Raw genomic sequence first — 18,732 nt, forward strand, 5'->3', positions numbered from 1 at the left:
CTATGACCCTGATTTTTATATTCTGTGCGAGTACAGGAGCACGTGTTTTGTAGAAAATATGCTCAACTCCTTGCCGAATCACTCATGGATATTATAATCGCATTTAACTATGTATCGAAATAACTGGTAGAAATGCTGTGTAACCCTCTCAGCGTATAGCCTACTCAATATTTGGTCACTATGCTATAATTATCCCCAAGTGAACCTTGGGGATAATTAAGTGTTAAAACTATTACTCTATAAGGTTTTACTAAAAACACTAATGAATACCAGTGTCCATGACAGTGTCCAATACTTCTATGTTTTTCTACAGAATAGACTTTTTATAAGTCATCAATCATAAACCTATCATTAACCTTAATTATCATATTACGGATATACCTTATGGCTGTCGATCACATAAACGATATCAATAAGCTTGAATACCGAGACAATGACTATTCAGTTAGTGTCTCAGGTGTGGCAGGCTTGAGCATTCGTGTCTATCCAAACGGCAAAAAAGAATACTACCTGCGTTACTCTCATCCGCATATCGAGGGCAAGCGCCCCAGAATGATGCTCGGTAAGGTCGAAGATATTGATTTATATGAGGTGAAGTATAAAGCCGAGACTATCCTCAACATGGTCGCCAAAGGCTCTGACCCTAAAGCTATTCAGCAAAAAGAACAGGTCAACAGATACACACACCTCAAAAATGCAACGTTTTCTGAGATTGCACAAGCATGGCGCGACCACAAGACAGCAGGTCGCCATCAAAATAAGTCTAAAAAATCCGCATTTAGTGACTCTACCCTTAAATTTTGGGACTTATGTTTGGGGTATATGTGTAGCGAGATTGGTGATTTGAGAATGAACGATATCACCAGCGAGATGATACTGAGTGTGTGTGAGTCAATTCAAAATAATGACAATCAAGCGACTTTTGTTGGTGCGAGCACTCGTTTGTATACTGAAAAAGTGTTCTCGTTTGCAGTGGCTCGAGGATTGTGCGATAAAAATGTGGCGATTGATACCCGTGGTGAGCTTGCACCTGCCAATTCAGGCAATCACTTGCCTGCCATCACTAAGCCAGATCAATTTGCGACACTTCTAAAAGATATGACTGAATTCAAAGGTGCAAGTAAAATCACATTAGAGGCCATGAACCTACTGCCTTATGTGTTTGTACGTAGTATCGATCTACGCTCGATGCGCTGGGATGATATCGATTGGGATACTAATACATGGGCGTTCTCTCCGACCAAAGGCGAAGGTCGTGAGGATATGGTCTCGCACTTAGTTGTTCCCTTAGCCACGCAAGTGATTACGCGATTACGAAACATTCAGTCAATTACTGGGCATAAAGAGTACGTGTTTGCCTCGATGCGCGGCTCAGACAATGCCTATATCAGTAAAGCCACGTTGGTACAGATATTCCATCGGCTTGGATACAAAGATGTGCAGTGTGCGCATGGATTTCGAGCATCCGCTAAAACTTTGCTCATGGAACAGCCTGAGCTACGCTATTCAGATATCGTCACAGAATTACAGCTGGGTCACAGAATAAAAGACACACATGGCGGGGCTTACAACAGACTCGATGAAATCGATACTAGGGTACAGATGATGCAAGATTGGGCAGATTATATAGATAAGCTTCGGAGTCGTTAGAGAAATAAACTAAATAAGTTTTGTCTAATAACTCCCGAAAAATAAACTAAGCAGACATGAGCAATAGCATAATAAAAGTCAGTAAACCAAACAATTGACCATTAACATTAAGCAGGTCTCACCTATTTATGTTAAATTGCAAAAAACTATAAGGATATTACGTATAAGATAACCATAGTATTGTATCCACTCATTTGATAGGAAGGTTGAAGATGACACTAGATAACAACGTACTACGTAAACGCACCAGCTTGTTGGGTTCATTATTAGGTGATGCTATTTCTCGCCAATCTGGTGAGCAGACGCTAGATACAATTGAGACGCTGCGCAAAGGCTTTATTCAACAGCGTCGTGAGCCGAATGAGGCACATAAACAGCAGCTTATCGATTTTATTGCTTCTTTGGATAACCAAACCTTAAAAAACGTCATACGCGGCTTTTCTATCTATTTTTTCCTAGCCAATCTAAGCGAAGAGAATTACTTGCGTGAGCAACGTCATGAGCTGCGTATGCAATCGGAACAAAGCTGGGAAGGATCATTTCGTCGTACCTTACTTGAGTGTCGTGAGCGCAATATCGAGCCCGCTCAAATGCAAGAGCTGATTGATCAGCTGAAGTTTACACCTGTATTTACGGCGCATCCTACCGAAGCGCGTCGCCGTACAACGATGAATATCTTACAAAGTCTATTCACGCATAGCGACGCTTTAAACAACGTGTCTGAAAACAGCTTCGCCTACGAGCAAGCTAAAGAGCAAACGGCGCAAACGATTGATCTATTATGGTCGTCTGATGAAGTGCGCACGCGCAAGCCGTTGGTATATGATGAGATTAACAATGGCTTGCATTACTTTAATGCCAGTTTGTTCAATGCCATTCCTAAAGTATATCGTAATATCAAAAAAGCCATTGTCGATATCTATCCGGAGCTTACAGACTATCCACTGCCTGCATTTATGAGCTTTGGTTCATGGATTGGTGGCGATAGAGATGGCAATCCTTTTGTGACTTTTGAGACCACAGAACTTGCCGTATTGATGCATGCTGATACCGTGCTGCGTCACTATCAGGTGCTACTCAAAAAGCTGCGCCGACAGCTGATTCATAGTGACACCATTGTTACCGTTTCACCTGACGTCTATGCCAAGATCAAAAGTTACGATGAGCTTGATCAGCGTGTGTTTGACTATAATCTCGATGACTATAGCAATGAGCCATATCGTCGCCTGCTCTCTATCATCCTGACTAAAGTCAAAGCCACCAATCGCCGTATTCAAAGCAAAGGCACGGATATCGAGGCTGAAAAAGACGCCTATGCCAATCCAGAAGAATTACTAGAAGACCTGCGCATTATCCGTCAAAGTGTCAATACACACGATACGGCACACGCAGAAGGATTACTGCTAGATGTCATTCGTTTGGTCAAAACTTGCGGCTTTCATTTGGCTGCGCTCGATATCCGTCAAGAGTCGTCATACCATGGTGAAGTGATCGCAGATATCTTTGCTAGTGCCTCCAACCTGCCTGATTATCAGACGTTAAGCGAAACCGAACGTCAAGAGTGGTTGACGCGCTTGCTAGAAAAACCGGGCACACCACTCATCTATGCTGACAACCTAGCAGACAAAACACGCGAGCAGTTGGCACTGATGAATTCAGTTGCCACCCTACGCAAACTGGTTGGCCAAGACACCTTTGGCAGTTACGTCATTTCAATGACTAATAATGCCAGTCAGCTACTAGAAGTATTGCTGCTCATGCGGTTTGCAGGCTTATGCAGAATTGATGACGAAGGTCAGTTGTCTGCTGACCTACCTGTCGCACCGTTGTTTGAGACCATCGAAGATCTCAAAAATATCGATAAAATCTTGCCTGCCGTGCTAGACAATCCACTGTATCGTGGACTGCTACAGAACACGGACAACACGCAAGAGATTATGCTAGGTTATTCAGACTCATCAAAAGACGGCGGCATTATCACCTCTGCTTGGCAGCTTTATAGTGCACAGCAAACCATTAATAACATTGCTGAGCAATATGGCATAAAAACACGCTTGTTCCATGGTCGTGGCGGCTCTGTAAGCCGTGGTGGTGGATCAACGCACAAAGCCATTACAGCACAGCCAGCAGGCACGTTGCATGGGCAGATTAAGGTAACTGAGCAAGGCGAAGTGCTCTATGCCAAGTATGCCAATACTGACACCGCTGTGTTTGAGCTGACCATGGCTATTACAGGTACACTCAAAGCCTGCTCTACAAGGTTTGTGGTACAACCGTCTGAGTTGCCAGAGTATGAAGCGCTGTTTGCACGCTTAGCAGACGCAGGTGAACAACGCTATCGCGAGCTGACCGATCATACCGAAGGGTTTTATAAATTCTACTCCGAGGTCACCCCAGTACAAGAAATATCTCTGTTAAACATTGGCTCACGTCCTGCTCATCGCAAAAAAGGCCTACCAAGTAAAACCACCTTGCGAGCGATTCCTTGGGTATTTGGTTGGTCATTAGCACGCTTTACCCTACCTGCTTGGTATGGCGTTGGTAGTGCGCTAGATAGCGTCAAAAAAGACGAAGCATTGATGAAAGAGATGAATAAGCACTGGCCTTTTTTTAGCGTATTTATCAGTAATATCGAAATGGCTTTTACCAAAGCCAATATGAATATCGCCGAGGCCTATAGTCAACTGTGTGATGATGAGCCGTTACGCGAAAAAATTATGACAGCGGTCACCGATGAACACACGCTGACCAATTCGGGTCTCAACTCTCTGCTTGAGCAAGACTCTTTATTGTCCAATCAGCAAAACCTTGCCTCATCTCTGCAGTGGCGAGACGCTTATCTAGATCCTATTAATTATATCCAGATTGAGCTTTTAAAGCGTGCTAGACAGCAAGATACTGTGAGCAGTGCCAATGCTGGCGACATTAACGTAGAAGACCCATTAATCCGTAGTATCAATGCGCTGGCTGCAGGGTTACGAAATACTGGTTAGGGTAGCTTTTCGATAAGTAGCTTTCGGATAAATAAAAAGCTTATACCAATTATCGCAAATATTAGGGCTTCGTTCGCGAAGCCTTAATATTATTCAAAACCCTTCAAAAAATATCTCGCCAGATATCAATCGCAGTTTAGTACTGCGTTGATTGATATTGCCTATTAGGTGATTCGTAATTCATTGTTTGAATAACCGATCCGAACAAGATACCGTAAAATATATTTTTACTTCATGTATATGTAGGGTCTGCTCCAATGGAAACGCCTCAATCAACACCATCTCTAGACATCGCCGTAGCAACTGACTACCAAATAGAATCCATTGCGCTCATTGACCGCGCTATTCAAATACGCTGGAATGATGGTATCGACAGCACCTACCACTATATCTGGCTGCGTGATAACTGCCCATCGGCTTTTCATCCGCACACTGGCGAGCGTAGCTTTGATTTGCTGAGTATCTCAAAAGATATCCATCCACTATCCGTCTCTTTTGATGAGACAACGCTGACGATTGAATGGTCAGAACAAGCGCATATCAGCCACTTTGAACAAAGCTGGTTACGTGAGTTTGGGTATTCTAGTGCATTGGCCAAGGACCATAGCAGTCCTTATGAAAGCTGGAATGGCACGTTTATTGACCACATTCCGATGTATGACCAACACAGCATCATGACCAGTGACAGCGCTTTATATGAGTGGATGAGTGCGCTGGATAAATATGGGCTTACCATTATTGATAATATGCCAGATGACTCTAATGCTGGCGTACAGACCGCCATGCGAGTCGATTATCTGCGGCAAACTAATTTTGGCATGACCTTTGATGTCATATCAGAGAAGTCGCCGATTAATTTAGCTTATACCTCGCTATCATTACCGTTGCATACCGACTTGCCAAATCAGGAGTTACCTCCGGGCTATCAATTTTTGCATTTTTTGAGTAATGAAAGCATAGGTGGCGAATCTACTTTCGTAGACGGATTAAAGGTGTTAGAAGGGTTACGAGAAGAGCAGCCGGAGTATTTTCGCTTGCTGGCCGAATATGCGATCCCCTTTCGTTTTCATGACACTGCCCATGATATCCGTGAGCACCATCCCGTCATTAATTTAGACAACTTTGGCAATATCGTCGAAATCAAATACAACGCGCATCTTGCAGATGTTTTTGATTTGCCAAGCGATGTTATGTACGACTACTATCTCGCTTATCGAGAGCTGATGGCTCGATTAAAAGACAGTCGCTATAAGATTGAGTTGAAATTAGCAGCGGGTCAAATGGTGGTCTTTGATAACCGCCGAGTCCTGCATGGGCGTAACGCATTTGATGAAAACGTCGGTGAGCGTCGTCTCAAAGGCTGTTATGTTGACCGCTCAGAATTTAAAAGCCGTTTACGAACGCTTAAAAAGCAGCTGGCTTAAAACGACCCACAAGCTAGCTGATGCTGTGATTGTAATATAAAGAGCAAGAGCAACAGTACTTGACTCAGTGTCTATTGATGACTCTAAGCTGCTTCCCTTATGAAAAATACAAGCGCTCTATCAAGCAGATTTACGACCTTTCACAAATAAAACCATGTTAAAGCATGGAGCACTGAGCCCACAAAAAAGCCCCATTCCTCTTCTCTTATGTTTAGAGATGAGAAATGAGGCTTAATATTATTCACTTACTAATTTATAGTTATCAATATAATACGATAACGCTAATAGCAGCCCTAATAACTGGATTCACGATATAAGGTTTTATGTGCTTCTACTCTAAAGTCTGCAGCGCTGACAGCAGGCGCTATACCATGTGCACTGTACTTAGCTTGTATGATCTTTTCTTCCTCATGGAATAGCACATTTTGCGCTTCTTGCTTGAAGTCATGATAGCTAATGGCGGTGTCATTTTCATGACCGTCAATAACTATAGGTTTGCTAGGTTGGTTTTGGCTATTCAAATGCTGTTGTACAGTCTGATTAGCATTAGCCTCTTTAGTAATGTTACTGACTGCTAAACCGTTATTAGTCGATGCTTGAGATAGCGTGGAAGAAATACGGCTAGACATATAGAAGGCGGATATTAGAACAATACAGATGACACTGATAATAGCAAAAACAAGACTACGTGGTCTGATGCTTTTTGGCTCGATATCATTATTCACGTTTTCTGAGTCGTTCATAGTTACGTACCATATAATTCATATCATCAATGGCACAGAACCATGCCTTTTACATAATGATACGAATTTTATATTGTGTTGCAACAGTTTCTGGTACGAGCGTCTCGAATAAATTGATAGACGGTTATCTAACCGTCTGAAATGGTATAAAACGTAGACACTTTAATCATTGGTTTCGCGGTACAAGGTAGTCTGCGACTCTTGTCTAAAGTCCTCATAAGTTATAGCAGCTTCCTCAGTAACTATAACAGTGGCATCATTTTCTGGTGTAGGATCTTTAGAAGTTGACTCTCGCTCATTAGCAGCTGGCAGGTCCTGTCTATTGTTGTCCAAAGCATCTTGCTGAGTAGTGGCTGGTTGCGTACTTACAGGGTCAACGCCATCCGTAGTTGTTTGACTATCAGTAGACAGTACTGGATCAGCACTAACAGCTGGTGTACTGTCTGTCTCTACATTACCATCAGTGCTGTTGTCTATACTATCAACCGTAGAAGTAGATAAGACTCCTGAAAATACAAGCACTAATATAATAGCAATCAATACTACTGAACCAATTACCATAGCCATCATGATTGGTTTTTTGCTTTTGATCACTTTATTGTTTATGACTGGCTCTTCGATAGCTGATTCAGACACATTCTCGATGTTTAAAGAATCATCATCCGATACCTCATTTATGGTAGATTCACTATGGGCAATCGTAGAGGCTGACTCTGCTTGATTGCTACTATCTATATTGTTGCGATCTATATATTCTGAGGCTTCTGTATCTGAACTGACATCAATACTAATACTGTCGCTATCGTTAGCGATATTCAGCACATTATTTTCAGATATATTTTCAAATACTACATTTGTATCTGAAGCTTCAGAGGTAGTATTTGCTGCTGTAGCATTTTCTGTTCCTAGCAATAATTCTTGTTCACTGCTTTGATCTTCAAACAGTTGCAACTCTTCTGTGCTCAAGGGTTCGAAAGCGGCAAGGTTCTTTGCACTTTCTAGTGTTTCAAACTCAGCCTGATCGTTCTCTTCAGAACCATGGACTCGATTAATAAAGCGTTCGTAGATGTCATTGTTATTACGCTTACGCGATTTTTGGTCAATAATTCTAGCCAATTTTTCATCAAAATCGGTGCCAGCGTCTTTTTTTTCGTCGCTCATAGAATAATACCAAACCAGTTTTTCTACTGGTGTTAAATGATTGCTAGAATGAATTTTCTTACTATAGTGTAACAGTGTTATTAGCCAACAATATAGTTGCTCGACCTATTATCTTCAAGCACAATTTATGGAATAGCGCTAATATTGATAAGAACTATTCTAAATAATATGATAAATCAACCTTAAGAACTAATCTATGTAGAGATAGCATAGACTATGACAGGCTCAATAGTATGGATTTAAAACAGCTTAATGCGTTTATCGCGGTTGCAGATTTGCGCAGCTTTAGCGCTGCCGCCACCAAGACAGGATTGTCACAGCCGAGCCTGAGTCGATTGCTAAAACAGTTAGAGACTGATATGGGCGTGGTGCTTATTGATCGCTACCACAGGCCCCTACATCTGACTGAAGCGGGCAGTTTTTTCTACGATAAAATAAGCACTATCCTGACCGAGATTGATACTGTAACCAGTATGACTCAGCGTCTATCAGCACCTAGCAGCGTTTTAAATATAGGTTTTGTGCCCTCAGTGCTATATGGCCTGTTGCCTGAAATCATTGCCACGCTTAAACAGTTCAGCCCTGATATCGACGTTAATTTAAAAGACATCAGCTCATATCAACAAATGGATGCCCTCAAGTCTGGTGAGATTGATATAGGCTTTGGCCGATTTGCGCATCAAGATCCATGGATTCAGCAGATTCTGCTACGTCATGAACGCTATGTGGTAGCATTACCAAAGTCACATCCGCTTGCCAATGTACGTAAGCAGCGCTTGATAGACCTAGCGAATAATCGCTTAATTTTATACCATCAAACACATTTGCCAGTCTCGTCCACGGTGACGACAGAAACAGCGACCCACAAGCTGTCTACAAGTAGAGTCAACCGTGCTGCTAAGCATGACGCATCATCTAGCGAGCCTATTACTGAGCCTTTACTACATCTTTTTGCCCAGTATGGCATCTCACCTTTTATGACCACGACAGTCAGCGATTTGCAGGTCGCATTGGGGCTGGTCGCGGCAGGAGAAGGCATTACATTGGTGCCTGCCAGCTTGCAAACCGTACGTACGGAACAGATCAGCTACCAACGTTTGGTTCATGAAAATGTCACCTCCCCTATTTATTTACACACCCTCAAAGACTTCGTACATCCAAAAATACCTGACTTGCTTACGGCCATTTATCACGTCTACGAACAGCGCGGCATTACTTATCGGCAGCAAAATTTTGTGTCACAGGCCTAAATGGGCAGATATCCGATGAATATTGTGTTATAAAGAACCGCCAAAAATAATTCATTTTAAATATTGATATTATTTTATAACTATGCTAACTAACAAGAATAGCAATGCAAACAAATAGTAATAATAACTAGAATAATCATTCTCCTAGACAGTGTTGGTGTGATAAAGTCGATACGATCTAAATCGTTTTATATTTAGACGGTTTATAGGACGTTCTTTTCTGATCATTGGCAAGCTGACACAGGTAAGTGATAATTTGCTGTTTTAACCATTTCGAGGTATTCATGTCCACACAACAACTCAACAACCCAAGTGCCCCTGACGATAGCGTTGCCTCGCAACAAGAGGACTTTAGCTGGCGCATCTTTGGCCCAGGCATTTTGATGGCAACTGCTGCCATTGGTGGTTCGCATTTGATTTCATCAACACAGGCGGGTGCTATCTATGGCTGGCAATTGGCCATTATGATTGTATTGGCCAACGTGTTTAAGTATCCGTTTTTTCGCTTTGCAACTGACTACGTCTACGATACTGGCGAGAGTTTGATTGCAGGCTATGCCAAACGCTCAAAGGTATATCTTTGGGTATATTTTATTCTTTCTATCTTGTCAGCGGTTATTAGTACGGGTGCGGTCTCACTTATTGCTGCCGTAATTTTGGGCTTTATGTTGCCAGCCTCACTTGGTCTGTCGACAATGGCGTTATCTCTCATTATCGTCGCGGTCTCTTGGTTCTTTTTGATTGCAGGGCATTATAAGTTGCTCGATGGTGTGACTAAGTGGATTATGATTGCGCTTACCACGGCTACTGTTGCTGCAGTTATCATTGCTGCTGGCAAGCCAACCGTTATGGCAGTAGATTTTGTGGCGGTCTCTCCTTGGAACCTGGCCACGTTGGGCTTCATCGTAGCACTCATGGGCTGGATGCCAGCACCGCTAGAGTTTGCAGCGATTACCTCTATGTGGACCTCTGCCAAAGTCAAAGCAGATCACACCACGCATAGCCAAGGCTTGTTAGATTTTAACGTTGGCTATGCAGTCTCAGCGATATTGGCATTGCTCTTCTTATCGTTAGGTGTGTTTGTCCAGTACGGATCAGGACAAGAGATTGAGTTGGTCGGCGGTGCTTATATCAACCAGTTGATCAATATGTATACCGCAACCATTGGTGAGTGGTCGAGACTGCTGGTCGCTTTCGTCGCCTTTATGTGTATGTTTGGCACGACCATCACCTGTGCTGATGGCTATGGACGCGCTAATGCTGAATGTTGGCGCCTACTAAAAGGTGAAAGTGAAATCAACAAAAAGCAAGTCGCTTTTTGGACCACCTATGCTATCGGTGGCGGGCTAGTGATTATCACGTTCTTTACCGGACAGCTAGGCTCAATGCTTAAGTTTGCCATGATATCAGCGTTCGTCTCTGCGCCTATTTTTGGTTGGTTAAACTACTCATTGGTTAAAAAGCATAAGAAACTGTCAGCAGGTATGAATGCTCTATCTATCGCAGGCTTGATATTCTTAGCAGGTTTCGCGTTATTGTTCTTGGCCAATATGGCAGGTTTATTTGCTTAAGCTTTTTGCTTAATTTAAAACTCAGCACTTAACAATCTTATTTAAGCGGAACATAAGCCCTAATAGCCTAGCTGTTGGGGCTTTTTGATGAGTGTAATTATATCAATAAGGCAAGGCAGCCTTAGTAATTGTAACTAAATGTAAAAAATGGGAGATTCTAAAAGCTGTGATTTTAAGCAATATGAATACTTATTGTGAGAAATTACCAATAAATGCATAATGCTATTTATATTATGAATAATATTAAAAAATTTAATATATATCTTTATTTATTATAATCAATAATTCCGTTAGCGAGCTTTTTAGAGTTTAATAATTGGGTATAATCAGTCACAACAACGATAATACTTCCTCTATCTGCAAGGATACTAGCATGACCACTTCTTCAGCAGGCGCACGCTTTCGCAGTGTACTCACTCAAAAAAATGATAACAATCAACCATTACAAATTGCAGGCGCTATCAACGCTTATACAGCGATGATGGCCACCCAAGTCGGTCATCAAGCGTTATATCTCTCTGGTGCTGGCGTGGCCAATGCCTCATTTGGTTTACCTGATCTTGGTATGACCAGCCTTGATAACGTATTAGAAGATGCTCGCCGTATCACTGACGCAGTCGATACGCCACTACTAGTCGATATTGATACGGGTTTTGGCGGCGCATTCAATATTGCCCAAACCATCAGAAAGATGGAAAAAGCAGGCGTCGCGGCAGTACATATCGAAGACCAAGTGGCACAAAAACGTTGTGGTCATCGCCCAAATAAAGAAATCGTCAGCATCTCAGAAATGGTAGATCGTCTAAAGGCGGCATTAGACGCAAAAACGGATCCTGACTTTGTAGTGATGGCTCGTACAGATGCCCTATCAGTAGAAGGGCTGGACGCTGCTGTGGAGCGTGCCGTCGCATTCCAAGAAGCTGGCGCAGACATGATCTTTGCAGAAGCGCTAACTGATATCGAGATGTATCGTAAGTTCACTGATGTATTGGACATTCCTGTACTGGCAAACATGACAGAGTTTGGTCAGACCGATCTATATACCACCGATCAGCTCTATAGTGTGGGTGTCGAGATGGTGCTATATCCGCTATCAGCCTTCCGCGCTATGAACAAAGCGGCACTGAACGTTTATCAGCATCTACTCAATGACGGCACGCAAGAAAAAGTCGTCGATACCATGCAGACTCGTATGGAGCTCTATGATTTCTTAAACTATCATGAGTTTGAGCAGACACTAGACAAGCTATTTGCTGGTAACAAGTAACCAATGATTGGTTGTTAGCAACGCTGAGAAGATAAATTACCTCTGGGTGTTTTATCTTCTTAAAATTCGTATTCATTTGCCTTTAGGTTATTTATGTCATTGTTCACTTCCCATACAGCGCTTAAAGCGACACTACTCAGTAGTACACTTGCGGGGCTACTACTCATCACTGGCTGTGATAAAACGCCAGAAACTGTCGATAACGTTGACACGACTACCAGTGAAACAAACGATACTGCTGTGACTCAAGCTGCGCCATCAAATGCTGTCTCTCAAGACGACTTGGTTATGACGACCATTACGTTAGATACCGTTAATAGCTTACTGCTTGCACCAATTATCAATAGTGGTGCACTCAGCGAAGAGCAGGTCAGCTGCCTTGAGTCGCGCGATAAAGATTTGGGCAAAGCCGAAGTTGATAGCTTTTATAAGTCTCAATTCACCGACGCAGAGCTAAAAGAGCTAGATAGCTTTTATACGTCAGACGTTGGCAAAAAGCTGCTTGCTTTTGGCAATGAGCAATTGCGTGTCATGAATGGCGAAGAAGTCGCAACCCCGATGGCTGACCCTACCCCAGAAGAAATGACTGAAATCCAGACATTTATGGAGTCGCCACTGGGTGTCAAGTATATGGAAATCAATAATGCAGAAGGCGAAGGTAGCGCGATGGAGGTCTTGAACGGCCCTATTGAAGCTGAGTTTAAGCGTTGTAATGTCGACTTAGACGGTCCACAGCCTGAACAGCCTGCATAACGCTCAACTGGCGCTATAGTCAGTCATTAACCAATAAATTTCTCATCAGAAACATCGTTAGATATACTGTTTTCACCCAAAAAAGCTACCCACAAAAGGAATGTAAACATGGCAGCACAAAAAGAACTTTCAGGTGCAGGTCTACGCGGACAAGTCGCTGGTAAAACCGCTCTATCTACCGTCGGCAAATCAGGCTCTGGTCTGACCTATCGCGGCTATGACGTATCAGAACTAGCCGACAAGTGTATTTTTGAAGAAGTGGCGTACCTGCTGCTATATGGTAACTTGCCTACGCAAAGCGAGCTTGATGCCTATCAAGCCAAGCTAAAAAAACTACGCGGCCTACCACAAGCATTAAAAGATGTGCTTGAGCGCATTCCAAGCGACGCGCATCCAATGGATGTGCTACGTACTGGCTGCTCTATGCTTGGCAACCTTGAGACCGAAACTGATTTTGCCCAGCAAAACGATCAAACTGACCGTATGCTAGCGGCCTTCCCATCGATTATCAACTATTGGTATCGTTTTACCCACGACAATGTACGTATCGAGACCGATACAAATGATGCCACTATTGGTGGTCATTTCTTACATTTGCTCAAAGGCGAAAAACCAAACGAGCTGCACGAAAAAGTAATGAACGTCTCGCTTATTCTTTATGCAGAGCATGAGTTTAACGCGTCGACCTTTACCGCTCGTGTGTGTGCATCTACCTTGTCTGATATCCATTCTTGTATCACTGGTGCAATCGGTTCACTACGCGGTCCATTGCATGGCGGCGCGAATGAAGCGGCGATGGATATGATTGAAGGCTTTAGCTCACCTGATGACGCTGAAGAAGAGATGATGGGCATGCTGGCTCGTAAAGACAAAATTATGGGCTTTGGTCACGCAATCTATAGCGAATCAGATCCGCGTAACGTGGTGATTAAAGGCTGGGCTGAGAAGCTGGCTGCTGATGTTGGTGATGAAGTGTTATACCCCGTCTCGGTACGCTGTGAAGAAGTGATGTGGCGTGAGAAGAAACTGTTTTGTAATGCTGACTTTTTCCATGCATCTGCCTATCACTTCATGGGTATCCCGACCAAGCTATTCACACCAATCTTTGTCTGCTCACGTTTGACTGGTTGGGCTGCTCACGTGTTTGAGCAACGTGCTAATAACCGTATCATTCGCCCAAGCGCAGAATACACTGGTGAAGATCTGCGTCCAGTACCAGATATGAGCGCGCGTTAATTTTTTAAATCTTAACCTTGCAGGGTTTGCTTAATAAGCAAGCCCTATCACCTGAAAATTAAAAAAATTTATTTCCTTTATAAAAGAAAAAATAATTATGAGTGAAAATATCTTGTATATCGTTCCAATTGATAGAGACTATCAAGCAACAGCAGAGCACGTAGAAAATGCTTTTTCTTATTTTGAAGAAATGATTATTGAAGCTGAGCATGAACCTTGCGTTTGGGAAAATGCCTCTTTTTCTAACGATGATAATCAGGTCATAGTAGCAAACACTGCTCTAACCGCAGGTTGGATATCTGGTAGTGAGGAGCATTGGAAATTAGATGATGAAGAATATGAAGAAGGCGAAGAATATTATGAAATTATGTACGGTACTCAACTGAATGACAAAGCACAGCAAAAGCTTGAGCAACTGTTTGGAACAGAACTTGAATTAATTTGGGTACGTAATTGAGTATATGGACGAGTAGAGATACAAGCTAAAACTATCATTATATACATTCCAGCCAACAGCCAAAGGTGACTTATGGACAACGCCCTAGTACAACCAATGAACGAACAATTCAAAAAGCCACTTCCCGGTACTGACCTTTATTACTTTGATACTCGAGAAGCCGTCGAGAGTATCGAAGCAGGCGCTTATGATAAGCTACCATTCTGCTCAAAAGTATTGTGCGAAAACCTAGTACGCCGTTGCCCACCAGAAGAGTTAACCGATGCGCTAAAGCAGCATATCGAAGGCAAGCAAGACCTCGACTTTCCTTGGTACCCTGCCCGCGTCGTTTGTCATGATATCTTGGGTCAGACGGCCTTTGTTGATTTGGCGGGTCTACGTGATGCTATCGCTGAGCAAGGCGGTGATCCGTCCAAGGTAAACCCTATCGTGCCAACCCAGCTTATTGTTGACCATTCATTGGCCGTTGAGCATGCAGGCTTCGAAGATGACGCGTTTGAGAAAAACCGCGCGATTGAAGAGCGCCGCAACGATGATCGTTTTCACTTTATCAACTGGTGTCAGTATGCCTTTGACAATGTGAATGTCGTACCGCCTGGTAACGGCATCATGCATCAGATCAACCTAGAAAAAATGTCACCTGTCGTACAGGTCGTGCACAATAAAGCGGGTGAAGAAATCGCATTTGCCGACACCTTAGTTGGTACTGATAGCCACACACCGATGGTTGATGCACTAGGTGTGATCTCAATCGGGGTTGGCGGTCTAGAAGCTGAAAGCGTCATGCTAGGTAACCCATCATATATGCGCCTGCCTGATTACGTTGGCGTCAAGCTCACTGGCAAATTGCAAAAAGGCATCACTGGTACGGATCTCGTACTGGCGATGACTGAGTTCTTACGCGACGCAGGTGTGGTCTCTACCTATATCGAATTCTTTGGTGACGGTGCACGCCAGCTAAGTGTCGGTGACCGCGCTTCTATCTCCAACATGACGCCTGAGTATGGTGCCACTGCTGCGATGTTCTATATCGATGAGCAAACCACTGACTATCTGCGTTTGACTGGTCGTAGTGAAGAACAGATTAAGTTGGTTGAGCAGTATGCCAAGCAAACGGGCCTATGGGCTGACGGCATGGAAAAAGCCGAATACGCACGCGTCCTTGAGTTTGATTTGTCATCAGTTGGTCGTAATATGGCAGGTCCTTCGCGTCCACATGCCCGTGTATCGACCACTGACTTGGTTGCCAAAGGTATCGCTCATGGCGCTGACGAAAAACTGCCTGAACCGAAAGATGGCCTGATGCCAGATGGCGCGGTTATTATCGCTGCTATTACTAGCTGTACCAATACTTCAAACCCACGCAACATGGTGGCCGCAGGCCTTGTCGCTCGTAACGCCAATGCCAAAGGCCTATTACGTAAACCTTGGGTGAAGTCATCCTTAGCACCTGGTTCAAAAACGGTCAAAATGTACTTAGAAGAAGCAGGGCTGATGCCAGAATTGCAAGAAATTGGCTTTGATGTAGTCGGCTTCGCTTGTACGACGTGTAACGGTATGAGCGGTGCGCTAGACCCTGATATCGAAAAAGAAATCATCGACAATGATTTATTTACCACAGCAGTGCTCTCTGGTAACCGTAACTTTGATGGTCGTATTCACCCATACGCCAAGCAAGCATTTTTGGCATCGCCACCACTGGTTATTGCTTATGCCATCGCTGGTAACATCCGCTTTGATATCGAAAAAGACTCATTGGGCAAAGACCAAGATGGCAATGACGTCTATCTAAAAGACATCTGGTTTGATGATGAAGAGGTGGATGCCATTGTCGCTGCTGCCGTTAAGCCTGAGCAGTTCAATGCGGTATATATTCCAATGTTTGATGAAGCCAAAAAAGACACAGGTAAGGCATTAAGCCCATTGTATGACTGGCGTGAAATGACCACTTATATCCGCCGTCCGCCGTACTGGGAAGGCAAAATGGCTAAGAAAAATAAACTGACAGGCCTACGTCCGCTTGCAGTCCTTGGTGACAACATCACAACCGACCATATGTCACCATCAAACGCTATCCTTGGCTCATCGGCAGCTGGCGAGTATCTCGATACTATGGGCTTGCCTGCCGAGGACTATAACTCATACGCAACCCATCGCGGCGACCATTTAACCGCGCAACGTGCCACCTTTGCCAACCCTAAGCTATTGAACGAAATGGTACGCGATGAAGATGGCGAAGTTGTCCAAGGCTCACTGGCGCGCGTCGAACCAGAAGGTCAAGTCATGCGCATGTGGGAAGCGATTGAAACCTACATGAACCGTGAGCAGCCGCTTATCATCATCGCAGGTGATGGCTATGGTCAAGGCTCAAGCCGAGATTGGGCTGCCAAAGGTGTCCGTCTCGCTGGCGTAGAAGCCGTCGTCGCTGAGGACTTTGAGCGTATTCATCGTCAAAATTTAGTGGGCATGGGTGCGCTGCCTTTACAGTTTGAGGAAGGAGTGACTCGTCATACGCTAAATATCGATGGTACGGAAACCTTTGATGTCACAGGTGAAGTCTCGGCTGGCGGGTTGATGACTCTAGTGATTCATCGTGCCGATGGTAGCAACACTGAGACACCTATTATCTGCCGATTAGATACGGCTGATGAGGTTAAAATGTACAATGCTGGTGGTATGCTACAACGCTTTGCTAAAGAGTTTATCGAAGGTACGCTTGATATCGTTTAAGATTATCCTGTAGGTTTTAGCATGATAAATAGAAAAGTATAGAAGTCGCCGATGTTGTATAACCTTATATGACATCGGCTTTTATTTGCTTTTGCGTTCTATACACTGAGTTTTGTCACTTACTCCTAAGTACTAGATAATAGCTAAATATTGAGTTTACTTGCTGATGGCACCATACCTATTCTTATAACAATATAAAAAGGACTTAATACAGTGGCTCAAACCAACTCTCAATCAAAACCCTATTTCGCCCCGCAAATATCCGTTCCTGCTACCTATATGCGCGGCGGCACTTCAAAAGGCACATTCTTTAAATTGTCTGATTTACCTGAACGTTGCCAAGTTGCAGGCGCGGCACGTGATAACTTCTTATTGCGCGTCATTGGTAGTCCAGATCCTTACGGTAAGCAAATCGATGGCTTAGGTAACGGTAGCTCTAGTACGTCAAAAACGGTAATTTTATCGGCCTCTGACAGACCAGACCACGATGTGAATTATCTGTTCGGACAAGTTAATATCGCCAAGCCTATGATTGATTGGGCGGGTAACTGTGGCAACTTAACCGCGGCCGTCGGTGCCTGTGCCATTAATATGGGTTTGGTGGACGCTGGCAAGATTGCTGACAGCATCGATGACAATGCAGATAGCGGTATTTGTGAAGTGCGTATCTGGCAAGAAAATATTGGTAAAACCATTATTGCTCATGTGCCAGTCTATAAAGACGCAAATGAAAAAGTACAGGTTCAAGAGACGGGCGATTTTGAATTAGACGGTGTCACCTTCCCAGCGGCTGAAGTCAAAATTGAGTTTATCGATCCTGTAGATGCCACCAGCGACATGTTCCCTACTGGTAACTTGGTCGATGACTTCGATGTAACTGGCTGCGGTCTACATTCTGACAGCGTCAAAGCCACCTTTATTAGCGCAGGTATCCCAACCATCTTTATGAAAGCAGAAGATTTAGGTTTTACCGGTACTGAATTACAAGGCGATATCAATAGCGATGGTGAGCTACTTACCAAGCTTGAGAAAATCCGTGCCACAGGCGGCGTGGCGATGGGATTATTTAAAGATGTGAGCGAGGCACAGACCAGCCAACACATTCCTAAAGTCGCTTGGGTAGGTGCAGCGCAGAGCTATACGGCCTCTAGTGGTAAGTCGGTCAATGCAGAAGAGATTGATTTAGTAGTGCGTGCCATGAGTATGGGTCAATTGCATCACGCCATGATGGGCACAGCAGCAGTCGCTATTGCCGCTGCGGCAACTACACAAGGTACACTCGTCAATCAAGCAGCAGTCGCTGGCGAGCTGACAGAGGTACGTTTTGGCCATCCATCAGGGACATTACTGGTCGGCGGAAAAACCGAACTGGTAGATGGACGCTGGCAAGCCAAAAAAGTGTCGATGAGTCGCTCAGCAAGGCGTATCATGGTTGGCGAAGTTTTTGTGCCAGCGGATGCGTTTTAAGCGTAGACACGGCTTATTTTAATTTGCGAT

13 protein-coding genes are annotated in these 18,732 nt (G+C 43.8%); 11 read left to right on the forward strand and 2 right to left on the reverse strand.

What is annotated here, in order from left to right:
• The first annotated feature begins 384 nt into the window (after positions 1-384).
• From JMX91_RS00105 to JMX91_RS00115, 3 genes are all read left to right on the forward strand, one after another.
• Positions 385-1,650: a tyrosine-type recombinase/integrase gene (locus tag JMX91_RS00105; protein WP_201547058.1), complete on the forward strand. Its 1,266-nt coding sequence runs from the start codon at positions 385-387 to the stop codon at positions 1,648-1,650.
• 212 nt (positions 1,651-1,862) lie between these two features.
• Positions 1,863-4,643, forward strand: a complete 2,781-nt coding sequence (gene ppc / locus JMX91_RS00110; protein WP_201547060.1) for a phosphoenolpyruvate carboxylase — start codon at positions 1,863-1,865, stop codon at positions 4,641-4,643.
• A 257-nt stretch (positions 4,644-4,900) separates the two neighbouring features.
• The gene (locus JMX91_RS00115) at positions 4,901-6,067 is read left to right on the forward strand and encodes a TauD/TfdA family dioxygenase (protein ID WP_201547069.1); all 1,167 of its coding nucleotides are present in this window, start codon (positions 4,901-4,903) and stop codon (positions 6,065-6,067) included.
• A 293-nt stretch (positions 6,068-6,360) separates the two neighbouring features.
• On the opposite strand, the gene JMX91_RS00120 is transcribed toward JMX91_RS00115, so the two are convergent.
• Together JMX91_RS00120 and JMX91_RS00125 are read right to left on the reverse strand one after the other, a co-directional pair.
• Complete coding sequence (locus JMX91_RS00120) at positions 6,361-6,810, reverse strand: hypothetical protein (protein ID WP_201547071.1); 450 nt, start codon at positions 6,808-6,810, stop codon at positions 6,361-6,363.
• Positions 6,811-6,972: 162 nt separating this feature from the next.
• Positions 6,973-7,971 carry a hypothetical protein gene (locus JMX91_RS00125; protein ID WP_201547073.1) on the reverse strand — a complete coding sequence of 333 codons (999 nt, stop codon included), beginning with the start codon at positions 7,969-7,971 and terminating at the stop codon, positions 6,973-6,975.
• 233 nt (positions 7,972-8,204) lie between these two features.
• Between JMX91_RS00125 and JMX91_RS00130 the strand changes: the two genes are divergently transcribed.
• The 8 genes from JMX91_RS00130 (at position 8,205) to prpF (ending at position 18,702) form a co-directional block, all read left to right on the forward strand.
• Positions 8,205-9,221: a LysR family transcriptional regulator gene (locus tag JMX91_RS00130; RefSeq protein WP_201547075.1), complete on the forward strand. Its 1,017-nt coding sequence runs from the start codon at positions 8,205-8,207 to the stop codon at positions 9,219-9,221.
• Positions 9,222-9,505: 284 nt separating this feature from the next.
• A complete protein-coding gene (locus JMX91_RS00135) occupies positions 9,506-10,792 on the forward strand; it encodes an NRAMP family divalent metal transporter (protein WP_413786756.1) in 1,287 nt (428 codons plus the stop codon).
• 373 nt (positions 10,793-11,165) lie between these two features.
• A complete protein-coding gene (prpB, locus tag JMX91_RS00140; protein WP_201547077.1) occupies positions 11,166-12,059 on the forward strand; it encodes a methylisocitrate lyase in 894 nt (297 codons plus the stop codon).
• Positions 12,060-12,152: 93 nt separating this feature from the next.
• On the forward strand, positions 12,153-12,812 hold the full coding sequence (locus JMX91_RS00145; RefSeq protein WP_201547079.1) for a DUF2059 domain-containing protein: 660 nt from the start codon (positions 12,153-12,155) through the stop codon (positions 12,810-12,812).
• A 108-nt stretch (positions 12,813-12,920) separates the two neighbouring features.
• A complete protein-coding gene (gene prpC / locus JMX91_RS00150) occupies positions 12,921-14,048 on the forward strand; it encodes a 2-methylcitrate synthase (protein WP_201547081.1) in 1,128 nt (375 codons plus the stop codon).
• A gap of 97 nt (positions 14,049-14,145) precedes the next feature.
• Complete coding sequence (locus JMX91_RS00155) at positions 14,146-14,505, forward strand: hypothetical protein (RefSeq protein WP_201547084.1); 360 nt, start codon at positions 14,146-14,148, stop codon at positions 14,503-14,505.
• 96 nt (positions 14,506-14,601) lie between these two features.
• Entirely contained in the window at positions 14,602-17,235 is a 2,634-nt protein-coding gene (gene acnD / locus JMX91_RS00160) for a Fe/S-dependent 2-methylisocitrate dehydratase AcnD (RefSeq protein ID WP_201547447.1), read from the forward strand.
• 213 nt (positions 17,236-17,448) lie between these two features.
• Positions 17,449-18,702 carry a 2-methylaconitate cis-trans isomerase PrpF gene (gene prpF, locus JMX91_RS00165; protein WP_201547085.1) on the forward strand — a complete coding sequence of 418 codons (1,254 nt, stop codon included), beginning with the start codon at positions 17,449-17,451 and terminating at the stop codon, positions 18,700-18,702.
• Positions 18,703-18,732 lie beyond the last annotated feature (30 nt).

The sequence above is a fragment of the Psychrobacter sp. Pi2-1 genome (assembly GCF_904846645.1).
In the GTDB taxonomy this organism is placed as follows: Bacteria; Pseudomonadota; Gammaproteobacteria; order Pseudomonadales; family Moraxellaceae; genus Psychrobacter.

Bases quoted from the DNA above. Each gene is read 5' to 3' on its own strand.
- JMX91_RS00105 (WP_201547058.1), top strand. From the start codon at position 385: ATGGCTGTCGATCACATAAACGATATCAATAAGCTTGAATACCGAGAC.
- ppc (WP_201547060.1), top strand. From the start codon at position 1,863: ATGACACTAGATAACAACGTACTACGTAAACGCACCAGCTTGTTGGGT.
- JMX91_RS00115 (WP_201547069.1), top strand. From the start codon at position 4,901: ATGGAAACGCCTCAATCAACACCATCTCTAGACATCGCCGTAGCAACT.
- JMX91_RS00120 (WP_201547071.1), bottom strand. From the start codon at position 6,810: ATGAACGACTCAGAAAACGTGAATAATGATATCGAGCCAAAAAGCATC.
- JMX91_RS00125 (WP_201547073.1), bottom strand. From the start codon at position 7,971: ATGAGCGACGAAAAAAAAGACGCTGGCACCGATTTTGATGAAAAATTG.
- JMX91_RS00130 (WP_201547075.1), top strand. From the start codon at position 8,205: ATGGATTTAAAACAGCTTAATGCGTTTATCGCGGTTGCAGATTTGCGC.
- JMX91_RS00135 (WP_413786756.1), top strand. From the start codon at position 9,506: ATGTCCACACAACAACTCAACAACCCAAGTGCCCCTGACGATAGCGTT.
- prpB (WP_201547077.1), top strand. From the start codon at position 11,166: ATGACCACTTCTTCAGCAGGCGCACGCTTTCGCAGTGTACTCACTCAA.
- JMX91_RS00145 (WP_201547079.1), top strand. From the start codon at position 12,153: ATGTCATTGTTCACTTCCCATACAGCGCTTAAAGCGACACTACTCAGT.
- prpC (WP_201547081.1), top strand. From the start codon at position 12,921: ATGGCAGCACAAAAAGAACTTTCAGGTGCAGGTCTACGCGGACAAGTC.
- JMX91_RS00155 (WP_201547084.1), top strand. From the start codon at position 14,146: ATGAGTGAAAATATCTTGTATATCGTTCCAATTGATAGAGACTATCAA.
- acnD (WP_201547447.1), top strand. From the start codon at position 14,602: ATGAACGAACAATTCAAAAAGCCACTTCCCGGTACTGACCTTTATTAC.